The 20,872-nt window shown below is 75.0% G+C and carries 17 protein-coding genes; 9 read left to right on the plus strand and 8 right to left on the minus strand.

Annotation, left to right across the window (positions count from 1 at the left end; genetic code table 11):
• Nucleotides 1–143 precede the first annotated feature (143 nt).
• Nucleotides 144–2,618 carry a SpoIIE family protein phosphatase gene (locus tag BLU95_RS34490; RefSeq protein ID WP_093863438.1) on the plus strand — a complete coding sequence of 825 codons (2,475 nt, stop codon included), beginning with the start codon at nt 144–146 and terminating at the stop codon, nt 2,616–2,618.
• A 201-nt stretch (nt 2,619–2,819) separates the two neighbouring features.
• Entirely contained in the window at nt 2,820–3,077 is a 258-nt protein-coding gene (locus BLU95_RS34495) for a hypothetical protein (protein WP_159425112.1), read from the plus strand.
• A gap of 117 nt (nt 3,078–3,194) precedes the next feature.
• Here the strand turns inward: BLU95_RS34495 and BLU95_RS34500 are convergent, their stop codons facing one another.
• The 6 genes from BLU95_RS34500 to BLU95_RS34525 all read right to left on the minus strand — a co-directional run bounded on the left by BLU95_RS34500 (nt 3,195) and on the right by BLU95_RS34525 (nt 9,443).
• Nucleotides 3,195–4,769, minus strand: a complete 1,575-nt coding sequence (locus BLU95_RS34500) for an MFS transporter (protein ID WP_093863440.1) — start codon at nt 4,767–4,769, stop codon at nt 3,195–3,197.
• Nucleotides 4,770–4,863: 94 nt separating this feature from the next.
• Nucleotides 4,864–5,418 carry a TetR/AcrR family transcriptional regulator gene (locus BLU95_RS34505; protein WP_093863441.1) on the minus strand — a complete coding sequence of 185 codons (555 nt, stop codon included), beginning with the start codon at nt 5,416–5,418 and terminating at the stop codon, nt 4,864–4,866.
• A 219-nt stretch (nt 5,419–5,637) separates the two neighbouring features.
• Nucleotides 5,638–6,030: a cell division protein SepF gene (locus BLU95_RS34510; RefSeq protein WP_107452631.1), complete on the minus strand. Its 393-nt coding sequence runs from the start codon at nt 6,028–6,030 to the stop codon at nt 5,638–5,640.
• Between the two features lie 353 nt (nt 6,031–6,383).
• Nucleotides 6,384–7,232 carry a TVP38/TMEM64 family protein gene (locus tag BLU95_RS34515; protein ID WP_231978029.1) on the minus strand — a complete coding sequence of 283 codons (849 nt, stop codon included), beginning with the start codon at nt 7,230–7,232 and terminating at the stop codon, nt 6,384–6,386.
• A 79-nt stretch (nt 7,233–7,311) separates the two neighbouring features.
• Nucleotides 7,312–7,950 carry an RICIN domain-containing protein gene (locus BLU95_RS34520; protein ID WP_093863442.1) on the minus strand — a complete coding sequence of 213 codons (639 nt, stop codon included), beginning with the start codon at nt 7,948–7,950 and terminating at the stop codon, nt 7,312–7,314.
• 182 nt (nt 7,951–8,132) lie between these two features.
• The gene (locus BLU95_RS34525) at nt 8,133–9,443 is read right to left on the minus strand and encodes an MFS transporter (RefSeq protein ID WP_093863443.1); all 1,311 of its coding nucleotides are present in this window, start codon (nt 9,441–9,443) and stop codon (nt 8,133–8,135) included.
• Nucleotides 9,444–9,652: 209 nt separating this feature from the next.
• Here BLU95_RS34525 and BLU95_RS34530 point away from each other — a divergent pair, with 209 nt between their 5' ends.
• The 6 genes from BLU95_RS34530 to BLU95_RS34555 all read left to right on the plus strand — a co-directional run bounded on the left by BLU95_RS34530 (nt 9,653) and on the right by BLU95_RS34555 (nt 15,923).
• Nucleotides 9,653–10,861, plus strand: a complete 1,209-nt coding sequence (locus BLU95_RS34530; protein WP_093863444.1) for an ROK family transcriptional regulator — start codon at nt 9,653–9,655, stop codon at nt 10,859–10,861.
• Nucleotides 10,862–11,365: 504 nt separating this feature from the next.
• Nucleotides 11,366–11,782 carry a TOBE domain-containing protein gene (locus tag BLU95_RS34535; protein ID WP_030398575.1) on the plus strand — a complete coding sequence of 139 codons (417 nt, stop codon included), beginning with the start codon at nt 11,366–11,368 and terminating at the stop codon, nt 11,780–11,782.
• A gap of 208 nt (nt 11,783–11,990) precedes the next feature.
• A complete protein-coding gene (locus BLU95_RS34540) occupies nt 11,991–12,446 on the plus strand; it encodes a hypothetical protein (protein ID WP_093863445.1) in 456 nt (151 codons plus the stop codon).
• Between the two features lie 184 nt (nt 12,447–12,630).
• Nucleotides 12,631–13,344 (plus strand): glycerophosphodiester phosphodiesterase, encoded by a 714-nt coding sequence (locus BLU95_RS34545; protein WP_093865341.1) that lies wholly within the window; start codon nt 12,631–12,633, stop codon nt 13,342–13,344.
• Nucleotides 13,341–14,489 carry a winged helix DNA-binding domain-containing protein gene (locus BLU95_RS34550; protein ID WP_231978030.1) on the plus strand — a complete coding sequence of 383 codons (1,149 nt, stop codon included), beginning with the start codon at nt 13,341–13,343 and terminating at the stop codon, nt 14,487–14,489. Before BLU95_RS34545 ends, BLU95_RS34550 begins: the two co-directional genes overlap by 4 nt.
• A gap of 252 nt (nt 14,490–14,741) precedes the next feature.
• Entirely contained in the window at nt 14,742–15,923 is a 1,182-nt protein-coding gene (locus BLU95_RS34555) for an AI-2E family transporter (protein WP_093863446.1), read from the plus strand.
• Here BLU95_RS34555 and BLU95_RS34560 read toward each other — a convergent pair.
• On the minus strand, nt 15,914–16,486 hold the full coding sequence (locus BLU95_RS34560; RefSeq protein WP_093863447.1) for a hypothetical protein: 573 nt from the start codon (nt 16,484–16,486) through the stop codon (nt 15,914–15,916). The genes BLU95_RS34555 and BLU95_RS34560 overlap by 10 nt on opposite strands.
• A gap of 132 nt (nt 16,487–16,618) precedes the next feature.
• Here BLU95_RS34560 and BLU95_RS34565 point away from each other — a divergent pair, with 132 nt between their 5' ends.
• Nucleotides 16,619–17,557: a Vgb family protein gene (locus BLU95_RS34565; protein WP_093863448.1), complete on the plus strand. Its 939-nt coding sequence runs from the start codon at nt 16,619–16,621 to the stop codon at nt 17,555–17,557.
• 64 nt (nt 17,558–17,621) lie between these two features.
• Here the strand turns inward: BLU95_RS34565 and BLU95_RS34570 are convergent, their stop codons facing one another.
• Nucleotides 17,622–20,720 (minus strand): helix-turn-helix transcriptional regulator, encoded by a 3,099-nt coding sequence (locus BLU95_RS34570; RefSeq protein ID WP_093865343.1) that lies wholly within the window; start codon nt 20,718–20,720, stop codon nt 17,622–17,624.
• Nucleotides 20,721–20,872: the final 152 nt, after the last annotated feature.

The raw sequence follows: 20,872 nt of genomic DNA on the forward strand, positions 1-20,872 counted from the left end.
GCCCGTACACCTGCCCGACCGGTAACCCTCACCAAGGGGTCGCCGGGCGGACCATGTCCGTGCAGTCTGGAGAAGAACCCCGGCCGCACGGACCACGAGGCCCGCCCGGCCGGGCACGAGCCGAACCGGGGTGCTGCCTGATCATGCGGAGAGACGAGTGGGACGCGACCGACGCGCCCGACGCCACCGGCCCCCGAACGGGCGCCGCCCCCGCACGCCCGGACGGCCACCGCCTCGTCCCCCTCGCCACCGCCCTGCTCCAGGACGACGGACTGATCCTGCACTGGAGCGAGGACGCCGAAGCACTGCTCGGCTGGACCGCCGAAGAAGCCGTCGGCAACCACGCCGCCCGGCTGCTCACCGACGACAGCGACCGCCCCGAGGTCCTCGAACTCTTCGCCCGCATCATGAGCGGCAAAGGCTGGACCGGCGTCTTCCCCGTCCGCCACCGCGACGGCCACACCGTCGACCTCGAATTCCGCACCTACCCGATCGCCGGACCCGGCGGCACCCTGCTGCTGCTCGCCACCGCCTCCGACACCGCCGCCCTGCACCGCGTCGAGGCCGACCTCGCCGTACTCGACGGCATCTTCGGCCAGTCCCCGATCGGCATGGCCGTCTACGACACCGAACTGCGCTACGTACGGCTCAACGAATCCCTGGCCCGGATGAACGGCGTACCCGTCGCCGCCCACCTAGGCCGCCGCATCAGCAGCGTCCTGCCCGGCATCAACAGCGCCGAGATAGAACACATCATGAAGCAGGTGCTCGCCACCGGCCGACCCGTCGTCGACGCCCGCTCGCACGGCCGCGTCCCCGGCGACCCCCGCCGCGACCGCGCCTGGTCCGCCTCCTACTTCCGGCTCGAGGACTCCACCGGCCGCGTCTTCGGCGTCTGCTCCTCGATCATCGACGTCACCGAACGCTTCCAGGCCGAAGCCCGCGCCGCCCGCGCCCAGGAACGCCTCGCCACCATCGCCGAAGCCACCGCCCGCATCGGCACCACCCTCGACCTCCAGCGCACCGCCGAAGAACTCATCGAGGCCGTCGTCCCCAGATTCGCCGACTTCGCCACCGTCGACCTGCTCGAAACCGTCCTGCGCGGCGCCGAACCCACCCCCATCCCCGAGGACCGAAGCGTCCAACTGCGCGCCGTCGCCGTCGGCGAATCCTACGAGACCGGCCTCGTGCACGCCGTCGACACCGTCGGCGAAGTCACCGAATACGCCCCCGGCCGCAGCTACAACCAGTGCCTGCGCAGCGGCCGCCCCCTGCTGCGCGCCCACGTCGACGAAGAAGTCCTGCGCGGCCTCGTCGCCAGCCCCGACCGCGTCGCCCCCGGCCTCGCGGCCGGCATCCACTCCTACCTGATGCTCCCGGTCACCGCCCGGGGCATGGTCCTCGGCGGCGCCGAATTCATCCGGATGCGCAACCCCGAACCCTTCACCGCCTCCGACGTCGCACTCGCCGAGGAACTCGTCGCCCGCACCGCCCTCGCCATCGACAACGCCCGGCTCTACCGGCGCGAACGCGAGACCGCGCTCACCCTCCAGCGCAGCCTGCTGCCCCAGGAGATCCACCGCACCCTCGGCCTCGAGATCGCCTACCGCTACCTGCCCTCCAGCGTCACCAGCGAGGTCGGCGGCGACTGGTTCGACGTCGTCCCGCTCTCCTGCGGCCGGGTCGCCCTCGTCGTCGGCGACGTCATGGGACACGGCATCAGGGCCGCCGCCACCATGGGACAGCTGCGCACCGTCGCCCGAACCCTCGCCACCCTCGACATGCCGCCCGAGCAGGTGCTCACCCGCCTGGACGAGACCGCCTCCGGCATCGGCGAGGGTCAGTTCGCCACCTGCGTCTGCGCCGTCTACGACCCGCTCGAACGCACCCTCCAGATCGCCTCCGCCGGCCACCTGCCCCCGGTCTGGGTCGCCCCGGACGGCACCTCCCGGCGGATCGACACACCGCCCGGCGTCCCGCTCGGCGTCGGCGGCGTGGCCTTCGAATCGGTCCGGTTCGTCCTCCCCGAAGGCGGCATGGTCGCCCTCTACACCGACGGCCTGGTCGAACGGCGCGGCCAGGACCTCGACGAGGGCATCGACCTGCTCGCCCGCACCCTGTCCGGCCCCGGCCGCACCCTGGAGGAGAACTGCGACGCCGTGCTCGCCGCACTGGTCAGCGGCGGCAGCGACGACGACATCGCCATGATCATGGCCCGGGCACTGCCCCTGCCCACCGACCGCGTCGCCACCCTGCCGCTCACCGGCGACGGCCGCCTCCCCGGCAAGGCCCGCCGGTTCACCCGCAGCACCCTCGCCGACTGGGGCCTGTCCGCCCTCGCCGACTACGCCGAACTCCTGGTCAGCGAACTCGTCACCAACGCCCTGCTGCACGCCGACGCCCCGCGCCGGCTGCGGCTCTTCCGCGACCGGGTGCTCACCGTCGAGGTCGCCGACACCGGCGGCCAGACACCGCAGCTGCGCCCCTTCGCCGAACAGGACGAGGGCGGTCGCGGCATGTTCCTGGTCAGCGAACTCGCCCAGCGCTGGGGCAGCCGCCTGACCAGGGACGGCAAGGTGGTCTGGGCCGAACTGGAACTCCCCTTCGGCGCGGGCTGAGCGACAGCCGCCCGGTCCGGCCCGGTCCGGTCCGGCCCGGTCCGGGGCCGTGCGCCGGGTCGGCCGGGGCTGGGCTCGGCCCTCGTCCTCCTCGGACAGCCGCTGCTCCTGGTCCCGTTCGGCATCGCGGCAATCGTCCGGGGCCGGCCCGCGATCGGGGTCCCGACCACCGCCGGGCCGCTGCTGTTCGTCCTGGCGGTCGTGTGGCTCCACCGGGCCGGTGGACGGCTTCCGGTGCTCTACTGCTACCAGCGCGGCGCCGTGCTGTACCGGCTCGGCCGGGCGGACGCGTACGCCTGGTCGCAGCTGCGCCACCGGGAGCGCCGGCGGACCGTCCGCGAGGAGCACGTCGACACCGAACGGGTCCGCACCGAGGTGTACGCGCAGGACGGCACACCGCTGATGGAACTGCGCAACAGCCGCCGGACGCTGATCGAGCACACCGACCGGCTGCCCTGACTCCGGCTGAGCCGACCCCGACCGGCGGGCAACGCACGACGGCGCGGGCCGCCCTGGGGATTCCGGGAGCGGCCCGCGCCGGTGGGTCGGTGCCTCAATGGGTCGGCGCACCGGTCGTCAGTGCACCGGGGTCCGCTCCGGCTCCGGCGCCGCGGTCGGCAACTCCGGGGCGCCCGCGGCGGTCCGGTCGCCCAGCCCCCGCAGCAGGCGCCAGGCCAGCACCGCCGCACCCAGCAGCAGCGCGCCCGCCAGCATCCCGGCCACGTTGACGCCGTGGACGAAGGACGTCCTGGCGCTCTCCAGCAGCGGTCCGGCCAGAGTGTCCGGCAGCCCGTGGGCCGCCTCCACCGCACCGCCCAGCGACTCGCCGGCCTGCGCGGCCGTCGCCGGGTCCGCCCCCGCCGGGACCACCAGCCGGCCCGCGTACAGGGCGCCGACCACCGAGCCGACCAGGGCGATGCCGAGCGCGGTGCCCAGCTCGTACGCGGTCTCGGAGACCGCCGACGCTGCGCCCGCCCGGTCGGCGGGCGCGGCGGTCAGCACCAGGTCGGCGCCGAGCGTGTACACCACACCCTCGGCCGTGCCGACGAGCAGGAACGCGGCGGCCAGCAGCAGATAGGTGGAGTCCTGCTGGATCCAGCCGAGCATGCCGATCCCGACACCCATCACCAGCAGACCGGCGGTCAGTGCCGTCCGGGCCCCGGTGCGGCGCACCAGCCGGGCGGTCAGCAGACCGCCGACCACCGCGCCGGCGAAGGCGGGCAGCTCGGCCAGACCGGCCTTGAGCGGTGGGTAGCCGCGGACCAGCTGGAGGTACTGGGAGGTCACGAAGACCACGCCGGAGAGCCCGATCAGCGCGATCAGCGAGGCCAGCACGGCGGCCGTGAACCGGCGGTCGCGGAACAGCCGGACGTCCAGCAGCGGGGTGTCCAGCCGCAGCTGGCGCCGGACGAACACGGTCAGCGCGACCGCGCCCAGTACGGCGGTGACCGGCACGTCCCAGCGCAGGACGCCGTGCGCGGCCGCCTCCTTGATCGCGTAGACCACGCCGATCACACCGGCGAGCGAGAGCAGTACGCTCAGCACGTCCCAGCGGCCCGGGTTCGGGTCCTTGGACTCGGGCAGCAGCCAGGCGCCGAACACGAGCAGCAGCACCAGCACCGGGATGTTCAGCAGGAAGACCGAACCCCACCAGAAGTGCTCCAGCAGCACCCCGCCGACCACCGGGCCGAGCGCGGCGCCGGCCGTCGCGGCGGCGCCCCAGATGCCGATCGCGGTGGCCCGCTCGCGGTCGTCCGGGAAGAGGGTCCGGATCAGCGACAGGGTGGACGGCATGATCGTCGCCCCGGCCACGCCGAGCAGCGCGCGGGCCAGGATCAGCCAGCCGGCGGAGGGCGAGTACGCGGCCAGCAGCGAGGCGGCGCCGAACGCGGTGGCGCCGATCAGCAGCAGGCGCTTGCGGCCGATCCGGTCGCTGAGCGAGCCCATCGAGACCAGCAGTCCGGCGAGCACGAAGGAGTAGGCGTCGCCTATCCACAGCAGCTGGGTGCCGCTGGGACGCAGGGTCTCGCTGATCGAGGGGATGGCCAGGGAGAGGACGGTCGCGTCGACGGCGACCAGGGTGACGGCCAGGACGAGGACGGCGAGGCCGGTCCAGCGCTGGCGGGGCTGGAGGTGGACGGTACTGCTCATGGGTATCGGTGTCCGGTTTCCGGTCCGGTGTGCGGCAGGTGGGGTGAGGGTGTGGGGGATCGGTGGCGTGCGCGGGGCCGGGGCGGCCGCGGGGTCAGAGCGGTCGCGGGGCGCGCAGCGCGCCGCCGAGGAAGAGCTCGGCGAGCGAGAAGGCGGCGTCGCGCGGGGCCAGCCGGCCGTCCTGGATCGCCCAGCCGATCCCGGCGACCAGGTCGAAGAAGGCCTCGCTGAGCCAGGCGGCGGAGAGTTCGACGCGGAACACGCCCTGTTGCTGTCCGCGGAGGAACAGGGCGTGCATCCGGGCGATCTGGGACTCCCAGAGCTCGTTGACCCGGTCGTCGTCGTAGAGCTGGTTCTCCCCGGCGAGGAAGGCGCAGAGCGTGGCGTCCGGGACCACCGCGTCGACCAGGCGGCGCAGCGCGGCGTGCGGGTCGCCCTCCTCGACGGCGGCGGTGTCGAGCGCGGCGCCGAAGCGCTGGAGCCCGAGCATGCCGACCTCGCGGATCAGCGCGTCCCGGCCCGGGAAGAGCCGGTGCAGGGTGGCGCGGCTGATGCCCGCGGTGCGGGCGATCTCGTCGAGATGGGCGGTCGGGCGGCGGGAGAGCACGCCGACGGCGGCTTCGAGAACGGAGTCACGGTCGGTGGCCATGAGGCGAGTGTACTCCGAATGAGACATGGATGTCTCATTATTATTCTTGGTGCTTCATTCGAGTCATCGCTGTCCGGTCCCGGGCAGCGGACGGCGGACGGGTGGCGACCGGCGGGCAGCGGACGGGCGACGGGCCGTGGGCCGTCGGCGGGCAGCAAAAAACCGGGGACGGCGAGTGCCGTCCCCGGTCGTGGGCGCCGCGGTCCGCGCGGCCGCCGGTCAGCTCTGGTTGTAGAAGCCGGTCTCGTCGAGCGGGCGGTCGATGACCATCACCTCGACCTCCGCCGGGGTGAGCAGGAAGACCCGCTTGGCGATCCGCTCGATGCCGCCGCGGGTGCCGAAGATCAGGCCGGAGGCGAAGTCGACCATGCGCTTGGCCTCCGCCTCCTCCATCTCGGTCAGGTCCATGACGACCGGGATGCTCGCCCGGATGTGCTCGCCGACCGTACGGGCCGCCTCGAACCCGGTCGGCCGCAGGGAGACGATCTTCGTCGGGGCGGGCGAGGACGACACCGTCTCCTGCTCGACCCACTCGTCGTCGTACACCGCGGCCGGGTAGCTCCCGGAGGGCATCAGCCACCCGTTGTGGTGCTCGTCGCGAAGTGCTCCCATGCCGCGCCTCCCTGCCTCTGTTCCGTACAGGTCCCCCGGTGCGCGTGTCCTTTTGACACGTCATCCACTCGTCGGAACTGTCCGAGTATCGCACTGATCACCGGTGTCGTGCCCGCTCGCGCGGTCCGTACGAGTCGCGCCGCGCCGGGGCCCCGGGTGGACCCGGGCACCAGTTGCGACGCGGGGGAACGACGTACGGTTGCGCGCGTAGACCATATCGGTCGCGGTCACCGCGCAATTGACCTACTGTCAACAATGCGGGAACGATTTCACACGGGACCGACAACGACCCCGACCGGCCGAGCGGATTTGATCTCCCGCGCGCCCGGCGTGCCGGATCGGACGCCCGGCGCTCAGTCAGTAACCGTGCGCCGCCGCCGGGCAGCGGCCCGTCCGACCTGGGCCAGGGTCGCCAGCCCGAGCAGTCCGAGCGCCCCGACGGAGAGCAGGAAGCCGGTCGATCCGGGCTCGCGCGCGGTGGCCGCCGCCGCGACGTAGACCGCGGTGACCGGGACCACCCCGAGCGCGGTCGCCCCGATGAAGGAGCCGAACCGGACCCCGGAGACGGCGGCGCCGTAGTTGGCCGCCTGGAACGGCAGGCCGGGGAACAGCCGGAGCAGCAGGACGCTGCGGAAGCCCTGGTCGGTGAAGCGCCGGTCCAGCGCCACCAGTACGCGCCCGCGCAGCAGGCGGCGCAGCGCGTCCTGTCCCAGCCAGCGGGCGAGCCCGAAGGCTGCGGCCGCGCCGAGGGTGGTGCCCAGGACGGCGAGCAGCAGGCCCTCCTGCAGTCCGAGCAGCAGTCCGGCGGCCGCGTTCAGGGCGGGCCGGGGGAAGAACGCCACCGTTCCCACCGCGTACACCGCGGCGAACAGGGGTCCGCGCCAGTACCAGGGCATCCCGTGGGACAGTCCGCCGTCGAGCAGGGCGGTGGGGCTCCACAGCAGCAGCGATCCGGCCGCCGCGCCGAGGATCGCCACCAGTACGGCGAACCGCGGCCAGGGCGAGCGGGCCGGCTGCCCCTCGGCCGGGGCCGGGGCCGGGGCCGGGGTCGGGGTTCCGGTGCCGACGGGAGCCGCGCCGTGTTCCGGGGCGGATCCGGTCGCCGGTGCGGGGCCGTCGGCCGGAACGGATCCGATGGCCGTGGCGGAGCCGTCGGCCGGCGCGGGGCCGGGCGGCGGCGGGGAGGTCACGGGTGCGGGCACCGCTCGAGCGTAACCGGGTCGCCCGCCGGCCCGGGACGTGGGTGGTCCCGGGCCGGCGGGGAGGGCGGAGCGGCCGGGCTCAGCCCCGGGCGGTGGGCACGGACCCGTAGAACCACCACTGGTTGAGCCCGTAGGTCTGCGGCCACTGGATCACCGGGGTGCCGTCCGCCGGGGAGGCACCCTGGACGTCCAGGTTGAGGCCGCTGTTGACGTTGGTCAGGTTGTAGACACCGGCGTGGTGGACGAGGGTCTGGGTCCACTTCTGGTTGGCGCCGCCGTTGCAGGGCCAGATGATCGCCTGCACACCCCCGTCGGTGCTGAACCGGGGGATGTCCAGGCACTTGCCGCTGGCCACGCTGACCAACTCGCCGGCCTCGGTCCAGTACCACTGCTGGTTGGTGCCGCCGTTGCAGGTCCACTGTTCGACGAGGGTGCCGGAGGCGGTGCTCTGCCCGGTGACGTCCAGGCACTTCTGGGTGTCGGAGGGGTTGGCGGTGATGACCGTCATCGGGGCGGTGGCGGCGAGGGCGGCTGCGGCCGCGGTGGTGGCGGAGCCGCTCGGGCGGGCGGAGCCGATGGGGTCGGCGGGGCCGCCGGGCCGGGACGCGGAGGTGGGGGTGGGAGCGGGGGCGGCGGTGGCCGGCGCCGCGAGGACGGCGGCGAGAGTGAGGGTGAGGGCGCCGGCGGCGAGCGCGGCGGCGGAGCGAGGGCGGGTCATGGGGTTCCCCTCGATGGGTGGCTTCGAGAACGCGGTGCCGAGGTGACCGACGGCCGGCGGCCCGAAGAGGTTGCACGCGATGTGACGAAAGATTAGAAGCCCGCCGGCCGATCCGGCCTCGGGCGCGCGGAGGCCGGGCACGTGGGGTGCGTGCCCGGCCGTGAACGCGGGTGGTCCCGGGGTCAGCCCGCCGGGGCGTTCGGCCCGGAGCCCCCGGGCACCGCTTCCCGCGCGGACCGTTCGCCGACGACCGGTTCCCGGGTGCCCGGACCGCCCGCCGCGGCCGCCGCTGCCGTGCCGCCCGGGGTCCGGCCGCCCTCGGCCCGGCGCAGCGCGCCGGCCGCGAGCAGCAGGGCGAACGAGAGCGCGGTGACCACTCCGAAGGAGACGGTGAGCGAGGACGCCTGGGCCAGGCCGCCGACGATGGCGGGTGCGATCAGCCCCGAGGTGTAGGTGACGGTGGCGACCCCTGCGATGGCCTGGCTCGGGTTGTCGCCGATCCGGCCCGCCGCCGCGAAGGCCAGCGGGACGACCACGGCGACGCCGATCCCGATCAGCGCGAAACCGGGGATCGCGAGCGCGGGCCGGTCCGCCACGACCACCAGCAGACCGCCGGTCGTGGCGACGGCGCCGCTGAGCCGGGCCGCACGGACGGCGCCCATCCGGCCGATCACCGCGTCGCCGGCCAGCCGGCCGGCCGCCATGGTGAGCGCGAACGCCGTGTACGCCGCGGCCGCCACGGTGGGCGAGGCGCCGGTGACGTCGCGCAGGTAGACACCGCTCCAGTCCATCGACGCGCCCTCGGCGAAGACCGCGCAGAAGCCGACCATGCCGATCACCAGCGAACTGCGCGGCGGCAGGGCGAACCGCGGCGGCTCCTCGGCCTGCTCGGGCGCCCGCAGATCGGGCAGAGCGGCGCAGACCGGCTGGGCGAGGGCCAGCAGCAGGACGGCCGCCACGGCGAGCTGGAGCCGCGGGTCGAAGGACCGGTGGGCCGCGAGGATGCCGATGCCGGAGGCGACCAGGCCGCCCGCGCTCCACATGCCGTGCAGCCCGGACATGATCGAGCGGCCGAGCCGCTGCTCGATCTCCACGCCCTGCGCGTTCATCGCCACGTCGGACATGCCGGCTGTCGCCCCGTAGGCCAGCAGGGCGAGGCAGAGCACCGGCAGCGAGGGTGCGAGTACGGGCAGGGCGACGCTCAGGCAGCAGAGCGAGAGCAGGACGCGCACCGCGGCCCGTCCGCCCCAGCGGTGCACGAAGCGGCCGGCCAGGGGCATGGCGAGGGACGAGCCGATCGCCGGCATCACCAGGGCCAGTCCGAGCTGGCCGGGGGAGAGGCCCAGATGGTGCTGGATCCAGGGGATCCGGCTGACGAAGGTGCCACCGACGGCGCCGTGCACGCCGAAGACGAGGGCGACGGCGACGCGGGCCCGGCGGGCGGCGTCCGGCGTGCCCAGGGGAGCTGGGCCTGTGGTCGGGCTGGTGGTCATCCGGTTCTTCCCTCCCCGCCGCGTGCCGCGGCGGTGCCCCGTGGACGGTGGCTTCGATGGTCCTGCCGACGGCCGCGCTTGTCAGCGGGTGGCGTCGCGGCGGCGGGCTGTGCCCGGCCGGTCGCTGGTCCGGAAGGTGCGCCGGGCGACGGTTCGATAAATTATCAGGAAGGGACCCTGATAGAAAGACTCTGGAAGGATGTGCGGCCATGACCACCGCGCGCACGGCCACCCCGAGCACCGCCCGGGCGATCAACGACCGCCTGGCGCTCAACCTGCTGCTCGACCAAGGACCCCTCACGGCGACCGAGCTGCGCGACCTCACCGGGCTCTCCCGGCCCACCGTCGCCGACCTGCTCGACCGGCTCGGCCGCAGCGGCCTGGTCGCCGTCGTCGGCGAACGCGGCGAGCAGCGGCGCGGCCCCAACGCCCGTCTCTACGCACTGGTCGCCTCCCGCGCCCACCTCGCCGCCTTCGACGTCCGCTCCGGCGGGGTCTCCCTGGTCGTCGCCGACCTGGCCGGGCGGACCCTGGCCGCCGCCGACCTCGCGGTCGAGGACCCGGGCGCCGACCCCGCCGCGCACCGCGCCGCCGCCGACCGGATCGTCCGCACCCTGCTCGACACCGCCCGCCGGGCCGAGGTCCCGCACCTGCACACCGTCGCCGTCGGCGCCCCCGGCCTGGTCGACCCCGCCACCGGGCGGCTCCAGTCCACCGGCGACCTTCCCGCCTGGCACGCCGACCTCCTCGCCGCCCTGCGCGAGCTGCCCGGCACCGAGGTGATCCTGGAGAACGAGGTCAACCTCGCCGGGCGGGCCGAGTACCGGACCGGCGCCGCCCGGGGACGGGACGACTTCGTCCTCGTCTGGCTCGGCCACAGCGTCGGCGCCGCGGTCGTGCTGGACGGCAGGCTGCGCCGCGGCGTCGGCGGCGGCGCCGGCGAGATCTGCTTCCTGCCCGTGCCCGGCACCACGGCGCTGCCCACCGCCACCGGCTGCGAGGGCGGCTTCCACGGTCTGGTCGGCAGTGCGGCGGTCTGCGCGCTGGCCCGGGCCCACGGCCTGCCCGCGGACCCGGCCGACGACGCGGCGGCCGCCGAGGCCGCCGTCCGCGCCGCCCTCGAGTCGCTCGGCGACGGGCGGCCCGGCGCGGTCTTCCTCGACGAGCTGGCCGAGCGGATCGCGCTCGGCACCTCGGCCATCTGCGTCGTCCTGGACCCCGGCTGCGTCGTGCTGGGCGGTGAGGTCGGCCGGGCCGGTGGGGAGGAGCTCGCCGTCCGGGTGGAACGGCGGCTGGCCGCCCTCTCGCCGGTGCGCACCGAGGTCCGCGCGGGCGAGGCGGGCGGCGGCGCGATCCTCGGCGGCGCGGTCCTCACCGCCGGCGACGCCGTCCGCCGCGACCTCTTCGGCGAGCCGTAGCGGCGGGCGCCGGGGCGGGTTGACGAAACTTTGCAAAGTTCCGCACTTTGCAAAGTGCCTCTTCGGGCGGGCCGGGAGGACTTTGCAAAGTGCCCCGGAGCCGGGTTGACAGAACTTTGCAAAGTGCATTCGGGCAAGGCCGCCGGGGCCTTGCGAAGTGCTGCTGAGCTGCTCCGATGCGACTTTGCAAAGTGTTTCGTCGCAAGGTTGACGGGACTTTGCAAAGTGTTCCGGGGGGCGGGGCCGGAGGGCGGCGGGGGCGAGGAGGGCGGGAGGAGCGCTCGAGCCGACGCCGAGGAGGAGGCGAGCAGCGGAGGTGAGGGGGCGGGCGGCGGGGGGTGAGGTGGGGGCCGGCGCGGACCGGGGCTTCACGGGGTGGGTGCCCGGTGCGGCAGGATGGGCGGCGGGCCCGGGCCGGCCGACGGACGGTCGGCCCGATCAGCGGTCCGCCCGTCGGGCCGCGCGCCCGCCGGACCGTCCGAACCACCGTCAGGAGTCGCAACCATGGGCCACCCAGGGGCACCGGCCAACCCGTACCGGATCGGCGAGGCCGCCGCGCTGCTCGGCGTGAGCGCCGACACCATGCGCCGCTGGGTGGACGCCGGCCGGGTCGTCGCCGAGCGCGACGAGCACGGCCACCGGATCATCGCGGGCGCCCGACTGGCCGCCTTCGCGCGTGAGCTGGCCCGCCCGGAGACCGCCGCGGCCGAGGGTCGTCCTTCCTCGGCCCGCAACCGCTTCCCGGGCATCGTCACCGCCGTGGTGCTGGGCGACGTCGCCGCCCAGGTGGAGATCCAGGCCGGGCCGTTCCGCGTGGTGTCGCTGATCAGCCGGGAGTCGGCGGAGGAACTGGAGCTGGTGCCCGGAGCACCCGCGACTGCTGTCATCAAATCGACCAATGTGATGATCGAACGACGATGATCGACCGGGCCGGGCGACCGGGGCGGGGTGGGCGACCGTGCCCGAGCCACCGGGTCCGAGTCGCCGGGTCCGCATCACCGCTGCCGAGTCACTGGCCCCCGGGCCATCGGCCCCGACCGCTCGAGCCTGAACCCGACGTCGAACCTGTACCCGAGGTCGAGCCCGCGCCCGAGGTCGAGCCCGCGCCCGCCGACGAGAGGACCGCCCGATGCCCCACCCCCCGCTGCCCTCCACCCAGAGCGCCGTCCTCGCGGTCGAGGCGATGGCCGCCCGGCACGCCCGCGAGGTGAGCACCACCCACGACATCGGCCGGGACCGGACCTTCGCCGGACTGGTCGGCACCGACGCCGCGGGCGCGGGTGCGGACGAACTCGCCGCGATACCGCACGAGGCACTGGTCGAGATCGCCGGTCCGCCCGAGGTCACCGTTCGGCTCTTCGTCCACGACGAGGCCCTCGTCACCGTGGAGCACGTGCCTTTCGACGTGCCCCGCGACAGCGTCCCGGCCTTCCTGAACTCCGTCTGGACCGGCCTGGTCCACGTCCGGCAACGTGTCTTCCCGCCCTCGTGCACCATGATCGTCACCGTGCCGGGGGAGCCGAGCTACCGCGAGCCCGTCACCGCGCTCACCCTGACGCCCTGGCTCACCAGGAGAATCCGCTGACCGGGCGTCCGCGACCGCCCCTCCGGCCGACGGGTCCACCTGCCGGCTCCCCGACGAGCCCCCCACAAGCCCCTTGACGCTCCCACCGACGAGTCTCCTGACGCTCCCACCGACCAGCCCACCGACCAGCCCACCGACAAGTCCACCGACCAGCCCACCGACGAGCCGAACGATGAACGGACCGATGACCGCTTCCGCCGCCCGCCGCCCCGTGCTCGCCGTCGCCCACCGCGGCGACCCCTACCGCCACCGCGAGAACACCCTCCCCTCCGTCGAGTCCGCGTTCGCGGCCGGCGCCGACGCCGTCGAGGTGGACGTCCGGCTGACCCGCGACCGGGTCCCCGTCCTGCTGCACGACGCCACCCTCGAGCGGCTCTGGGACGACCCGCGCCCGCTCTCCCGGCTCACCGCCGAGCAGCTCGACGGGATCGGCGGCGGCCGCCACCGCGTCCCCACCCTCGCCGAGGCGCTCAAGACCGCCGCCGAGACCCCCGGCGGCCGGCTGCTCCTCGACCTCGACGACGCCGGCCCGGTCGCCGCCACCTGGGAGGTGGTCGTCGGCCTCGGCGCCGAGCGGCGGGTGGGCTTCTGCGGCCCGGCCACCGCCATGCTGGCCGTCCGGGCACTCGCCCCCGAGGCCGAGATCGCCCTCACCTGGAAGCAGCCCCGGCTGCCCGCCCGCGCCCTGCTCGACGATCTGCGCCCCCGCTGGATCAACCCGCCGTTCGGCCTCGCCAGCCCCGAGTTCACCGCCGCCGCCCACCGGGCCGGGCTGGAGGTCTCCACCTGGACCGCCGACCTGCGCCGCACCATGCGCAAGCTGGGCGCGGCCGGCGTCGACTCGATCACCACCAACCGGATCGCCCTGCTGCGCGCCGTCCTGGACGGCCGCCGGTGAGCCCGACGGGTGCGCGGGAGCGGGGCGACGGCGCGGCGGCCGAGGGCGGAGTGCTGGGGCGGCGGGCGCTCGGACGGGCGCTGCTCGCCCGCCAGCACCTGCTGGAGCGGACCGCCGCCACCCCGATCGCCATGATCGAGCACCTCGGCGGCCTCCAGGCCCAGGCCGCCCCGCAGCCGCCCTACCTCGGTCTGCTCTCCCGCCTCGACGGCTTCGCCCCCGAGGCCCTCAGCGAGCTGATCGAGAGCCGCCGGGTCGTGCGGATCGCCCTCCAGCGCGGCACCATCCACCTGGTCACCGCCGAGGACTGCCTGACCCTGCGCCCGCTGCTGCAGCCGGTGCTCGACAAGGGCCTGCGCGCCGCCTTCGGCAAGTGGCTGGTCGGTCTCGACCTCGACGCGCTCGCCGCCGAGGCCCGCGTCCTGGTCGACACGGAGCCGCGCACCTTCCAGTCGCTCGGCACCGAACTCGCCGCCACCCGCCCCGACCGCGACCCGGCCGCGCTCGCCCAGGCCGCGCGGGCCCTGCTCCCGCTGGTGCAGGTCCCGCCGCGCGGCGTCTGGGGCCGTGGCGGACCCGCCGCCCACACCACCGCCGAGGCCTGGCTGGGCCGGCCGCTCGACCCCGAGCCCTCGCTCGACGACCTCGCCCTGCGCTACCTGGCCGCCTTCGGCCCGGCCACCGCCGCGGACCTGCAGAAGTGGTGCGGCCTCAGCAGACTCGCCCCGGTCCTGGAGCGGCTCGCCCCCCGCCTGGTCACCTTCCGCGACGAGCAGGGCCGACTGCTCCACGACCTGCCCGAGGCACCCCGGCCGGACCCGGACACCCCGGCCCCGGTCCGGCTGGTCGCCCCGTTCGACAACCTGCTGCTGTCGCACGCCGACCGCACCCGGGTGCTGCCGGAGGAGTACCGGCCCCGGGTGATGACCCAGAACGGCATGGTGCTCGGCTCCCTGCTGGTGGACGGCCTGGTGGCCGGCAGCTGGCGGCTGGCCGAGGAGCGGTCCGGCGCCCGCTCGCTGACGGTCCGCCCGTTCGGTGCGCCGCTGGACCCGTCGGACCGGCGCGCCGCCCTGGCCGAGGCCGAACGGGTGCTCGCCTTCGCGGGCGGCGACGGCGAGGTCCGTTTCGAGGCCGCGGGGTAGCGGCGAGCAGGGCCGCGCGGAGCGGCGGTCGTGCTGGCGTCCGGTGTCCGGACGGCCGTTCGCGGTGGGGTGACTCATTGGGGTGGTCCGACGGCGAGTGCTCTGTACCCGCACCCGGGGGGCTGGCTTCAATCGGTCCAGCCCCCGGGCGGGCGGGCGCACAACGCGCGTTCGATCTGATCATCTGTTGGGATGGGGCAGACCTGGACCGATCGCCCGACCGGGGCGGAAGGCGGACGACGGGAGGAACGGATGCCGGGCGAGAACCCACCCGAGCCGAGGCCGGTCGACCACCGCCGCCCCTACCTCATGCTGCCGCCCCCGCTCCGGGCGGCCGCCGCCTGGTCCGCGGCGGTCGTGCTGCTCATCACCGTCGCCTCGCTGATCGTCTTCGCCCTGGTCGAACTGCGGGCCGCGACCGTGCCGGTCATCCTGGCGCTGCTCGGCACCTCGCTGCTCCAGCCGGTGATGCCGTGGATGGTCCGGCGCGGGATCAGCCGCTCGCTCGCCGCCGGGCTGACCTGCGCCGTCCTGGTCGCCGCCGTCGGCGGGGTGATCGCCCTGCTCGTGAACTCACTGGTGCACAGCGCCCCGCAGATCGCCCACGCGCTCCCGGAGGCGGGCAACCGGATCGCCGACTGGCTCGGACCCGTCGGCGAGAAGATCCGGCACGCGCTGGCCAACGCCCAGGGCGAGACCAACTCGCTCGTCTCGACCGTCACCGACGGCGTGCTCTCCGGCCTCGGCCTGGCCACCCAGATCGCCACCGGCGGCGTGCTGGCCCTCGCCCTGGTCTTCTTCTTCCTGCGGGACGGCCACCGCACCGGTGAGGTCGTCCACGCGTACCTGCCTGCCCGCAGCGCGCGGACCGTCGTCCTGTGCGCGGAGCGCGCCTTCGAGGCGATGGCCGGCTTCATGCGCGGCACCACCCTGATCGCCCTGATCGACGCCCTCTTCATCACCGTCGGACTGCTCGTCCTCGGTGTCCCCGGCGCGCCCGGACTCGGCGCACTGGTGTTCATGGGCGCCTACATCCCGTTCGTCGGGGCCTTCCTCTCCGGCGCGGTCGCCGTCCTGGTCGCCCTCGCCGACGGTGGCCTCGGCACGGCCCTGTGGGCGCTCGGCATCGTCGTCGCCGTGCAGGCCGTCGAGGGCAACGTGCTCCAGCCGCTGATCCAGAGCCGCACGGTGGAACTCCACCCGGGCACCATCATGGTCGCGGTGGTGGCGGGCGCGGGGATCGCCGGCATCATCGGCGCCCTGTTGGCCGTGCCGATCTGCGCCGCCGGGCTCGGTGTGGTGTCCGTGCTGCGCGGCGATCCCGGGCGGGGTCGCCGCGGTGACCGGAACGGCGGGACCGCGGCGGCGGGGCCGGCAGTGGGGCTGCCGGCCGGTCCGACCGCCGGTCCGGTAGCCGGGGGGCGTCAGGAGTAGGACAGCGGGCGGCCGCGGCGCAGGGTGTACTCGGCGGCGCGCAGGAAGAGCGCGGCGTGGAAGGCGATGTCCAGGTCCTCCGTCCAGGGGCCCGGGGAGGCGGTGGCCGCGGCGGCCGCGTGCTCCTCGAACCAGCCGTTGATCTCCAGGTTGTCGCAGTGCTCGGGTATGCCGGTCGGCAGTGCCAGCAGCTCGGCCAGCCGGCGGGCGGCCGCGAGCGCCCGGTGCGCGTCGCCGACCGCCGTCATGTCGTTGTAGGAACACTCCACCGGCAGCAGGACCGGCGCCTCCAGCTCCACCGGGATCAGCACGTCCCAGCCGAGCAGGGCCTCCACGGTGCCGTCGCCCAGCTCCCGGCAGAACGCCTCGAACCCGCTGATCGGCCGGTTCAGCTTCACCTCGAAGTGCCGCCCCGACCCGGCCCGGAACTCCGTCACGGGCGGGCAGGTGAACGGCGGCAGCCCGCGCCCGGCCAGGACCGTGTCCAGCTCCTGGGCCACCGGCCCGAGGACTTCCTCGTCGCGCCAGTCGTCGGCCTCGACACTCACCAGATAGATGCCCATGCCGAGGACGTTAGGCCACCCCACCGACAATCGGCGGTGGCCGTGGGTTTGCCCCCGGCGGGGAGGGTGGGGGAGAGTGCTTCGCGCACGGTTTTGTTGTCGAAGTGTCAAGAATGATGAACGGGGCGACTGATGACGATCGAACGGGTCGTGGTGTCGGACGGTGCGGCCGGGCCGTACGGGGTGGCGCTCGGGGCCGACGGCGGGGTGTGGTTCACCCTGGTGCACGCCGGGGGCATAGGGCGGCTGGCGGTGGACGGGACGGTGAGCCGCTTCCCGCTCGACTCGAAGGACTGCGGCCCCGCGGTGATCGCGGCGGGCCCGGACGGCGCGCTCTGGTTCACCCGGATGCGGGACCACCGGATCGGCCGGATCACCGTCGACGGCGAGGCGGTCTCCTTCGCGCTTCCCACCGCGGACTGCGGGCCGTACGGTATCGCGGCCGGCCCCGACGGCGCGATGTGGTTCACCGAGATGAACGCCGACCGGATCGGGCGGATCACGGTGGACGGCGAGGTCACGGAGTACCCGCTGCCGGTCGCCGGAGGCTTTCCCTCGATGATCGCCGCCGGCTCGGACGGCGCGCTCTGGTTCACCCTCAACCAGGGCAACGCGATCGGCCGGATCACGGTCGACGGCGAGACCGCCGTGCACCCGCTGCCCACCGAGGGTGCCGCCCCGGTCGGCATCACGGCGGGTCCGGACGGCGCGCTCTGGTTCGTCGAGATCGGCGCCGGCCAGGTGGGGCGGATCACCGTGGACGGCGAGGTGACGGAGTTCCCGCTGCCCGAGCGCGAGGCCCGCCCGCACGCCGTCACCACCGGCCCGGACGGGCGGCTCTGGTTCACCGAGTGGGCCGCCGGCCGGATCGGCTCCCTCACGCCCGACGGCGTGTACACCGGGTACGAGCTCGACGGCGGCGAGGGCGGCGAGGGCGGCGAGGGCCGCGAGGGCGGCGAGGGCGGCGGTGAGGCCGGCGAGGCCACCGAACCGCACGGCATCGCCGTCACCCCGGACGGCACCGTGCACGTCGCCCTGGAGCTCGGCGCGATCGCCCGGCTCACCGTCTAGGGGACCGGGACCGGGACCGGGACCGGGACCGGCACCCGGCCGTCCGGGGCCGGGCGGGGGCCGGTCAGGCGCCGGTGTGGAGGTCGGTGGCGAGGGCGCAGAGGGCGGCGCGGTCCGGGTGTCCGGTCTTGGCGAGGAGGCTGGCCAGGTGCTTCTCCACGGTGCGCGGTGAGATGGAGAGCTTGCGGGCCAGTTCCTGGTTGCCCGGGCGGTCGGCGAGCAGGACGAGCACCTCGTACTCGCGGACCGTCACCCCGCAGGTGCGCAGTCCGGCCGGGACCGCGTCGCGGCCGCCGCGGTGCTGGGCGACGCTGGCGCCGGCCCGGCGCAGCAGGGTCCGGCAGGCGGCGGCCACCGGCTGGACCTCCAACTGGTGGAAGTACTCCTCGGCGGTGCGCAGCCAGGCGACCGGGTCGCCCCAGCCGTCGGTGAGCGCCGCCTCGGCGGCGAGCCGCAGTGCGAGGTGGTGGGCGAGGGGGAAGGACGCGGCGTCCGGGCCGGTCCCGGCGACCGCGCGGGCGGCTTCGTCGGGGCGGCCCTCGCGGCCCAGCAGCACCGCGTTCGCGAACCGCAGGAACTGGCGGTTCCAGGCCAGTTCGGCGGCGGGTACGGCGGCGGCCCGGTCGAGTGCGGCGCGGTCCCAGCGGCCCTCGACCACCTCCAGCAGCGGGTGCAGGCCGTGCCGGCCCGCGAGGTAGAACACGCTGGGGTGTTCCTCCTCCCAGGCCAGTCCGGCGGCGAGTTCGGCGCGGGCGCCGGGGCGGTCCTCGGCCAGCAGGGCGCCGACCGCCCGGCACAGCCCGTAGCGCAGCGGTGTCAGGAAGGAATCCTCGCCGCCGGCCTGGCGGAACCGGGCGAGTTCGTGCTCCATCTCCCGGGTGCGGCCGAGGTGTGCGGCGAGGGTGGCGGAGGAGAGCAGCAGGTAGCGGTGGGCGGCCAGGTTGTGCAGCCGGGCGGTGGCGTCGAGGCAGCGGTCGACGGTGGTGCGGGCGGTGTGCCACTCGCCGCGCATCACCGCGTTCATCGCGAGCAGCCCGTCGAGGGTCTGGGTGAGGACGATCGCGCCGAGTCCGGCGGCGGCCTCCCGGGCGCGTTCCAGGCGGGTGCCGTCGCCGGTGCGCATGAAGGCGTTGGCGCCGAGCCGGAGCATCGCCTCGACCCGCCAGACGGGGAGGGCGTTGGCCTCGGCGACGGCCAGCATGCGTTCCAGGCAGGCGTCGGCGGCGTCGAAGCCCTGTTCGCGGGCGAGGAGGGCGAGCAGCTGCCAGGCCTGGCAGGCGACCACGGGGAGGCCGGCGTGTTCGGCCACTTCGGCGGCGCGGCGGGCGCGGCGTTCGGCCTCGGCGAGGCGGGCGGCGGTGGGGGCGGCGACTTCCCGGCCGTCCCCGGTGTCGCCGTTGTCGTTCCCGTTCCCGTTGCCGTTCCCGTTGCCGTTCCCGCCGTCGTCGGCCGGGTCCGGGGTGTGGTCCGGGAGCAGGGCGAGGTGGCCCTCGACCACCGCCAGCGCGGCGTCCTGTTCGGGGCGCGGGCGGCCCGCGGTGAGGGCCCGGGCGGCGGCGACCTGGGCCACCGCGTCGGCGCCGCGCTCGGCCATCACGGCGGCCCAGGCGAGCCGGGTGTGCAGCTCGATCCGGCGTTCCACGGCCGGGGCGGCGAGCGGCCCGAGCCCCTCGCCGGGGCCGTCGGGTCCGGGGCCGTCGGGGCGGCGTCCGGGCGCGGCGGTCGCGGGCTGCGGGACCGGCGGCAGGGTGCGGACGAGTTCGAACGCCCGGTCCAGCTGCCCGGATTCGGCCAGTGCCGGGAGCAACCGCTCGGTGACGCAGGGCCGTTCGGCGTCGGAGGCGAGTTCGTGCGCGCGTTCCAGCAGGACCACGGCGGAGCCGGCCGCGCCGGCCTCCAGCACTCGTCGGCCGGCTTCCGCGAAGTGCACGGCCGCGCCCGCCCGGTCGCCGCTCAGCAGCAGTAGGGAGGCGACCAACTGGCGTCGTTCGTCGGCGAGTTCGGGGTCGGCGCGAACGATGGCGCGGGCCGCCCGGCGGGCCAGGGCGGCCCGTTCGGCGGGGGCGAGGGCCGCCGTCACGGCGTCGGCGGTCAGGGCGTGCCGGAAGGCGTAGCGGTCGGGTGCGGAGCCGTCCGGCACGATCACGTTGGCTTCGCAGGCCGAGCGGAGGTGGCTGAACAGGGTCCGGTCGTCGTAGCCGGTGATCAGCTGGACGGTGGTGACCGAGAACCGGCTGCCGAGGGTGGCCGCCGTCAGGAGCAGCTCCCGTACCTGGGGGTCGAGTTGGTCGATCCGGTGGCCCCAGCTGCGGACGATGGTGCTCGGCACGCCGGGCCGGGAGCCCTCGGCCAGCAGCCAGCGGCCGTCCTCGCCGCGCCGCAGGGCGCCCCGGACCAGCAGGTCGGAGAGGAGCTCCTCGATCAGGTACGGGCAGCCGTCGCCCCGTTCGACGAGGTGCTCGACCAGGGGTTCCGGGAGTTCGCCGGTGGCGTCCTCCAGGATGGCGGCGGCCAGTGCGGCCACCTCGGCGGGCGGCAGCGGCGGGAGTTCGGCGACGGTCGCGGCGCGGCGGCGCTCGGCGGCCCGGACCAGCTCCAGGGCCGGGCCCGGTTCGGCCCGCAGGGTCGCGAGCAGCAGGACCGGGAGGCCGGCGAGGTTGTCGACCAGGTACTCCAGGACGGCGACGGTCTCGGCGTCGGTGTCGTGGAGGTCCTCCAGCAGCAGCACGCAGCCCTGGTCGCGGCCGAGCACCGCGAGCAGCCGGAGCAGCGCCTCGGCCAGTTCGACCACCGTCTCCGGGTAGGCGCCGGCCGCCGGTGCGGCGTCCCGCCACTCGGGGACGAGTCGGGCGAGCGCGGGGCGGTAGGGGGCGAGTTCGGCGTCGGTGGGGGGACCGGCGGCCCGGAACCGTGAGGACAGTGCCTCGATCAACGGGCGGAACGGTGTCACGGTGCCGGTCGAACTGCCGCGCCCGCGAAGCACCGGCAGGCCCAGTCCGTAGGCGTGGAAGGCGCATTCCCCGGCCAGTCGGGACTTGCCGATGCCGGCCTCGCCGAGCAGGAAGACCGCTCCGCCGGCCCGTTGCCGGGCAGCGGCCAGCGCGCCGCCGAGCACAGCGAGCTCCGCGGCGCGGCCGACGGTGATCGACGACGTGGTGCGCACCATGGGCGCAGGCTACTTGACGGGGATTCCGTTCTGAAGTGTGTTGAATCGATCACGAAGCAGACACCGTGTCAGCACCGGGTGGTTGCCGTACGACCACAATCGGTGCGCGGGGCGGTCACCGGTCGACGGGCCGGGTGCGTGCGGTCAGG

It is taken from the genome of Streptomyces sp. TLI_053 (assembly GCF_900105395.1).
Classification (GTDB): Bacteria; Actinomycetota; Actinomycetes; order Streptomycetales; family Streptomycetaceae; genus Kitasatospora.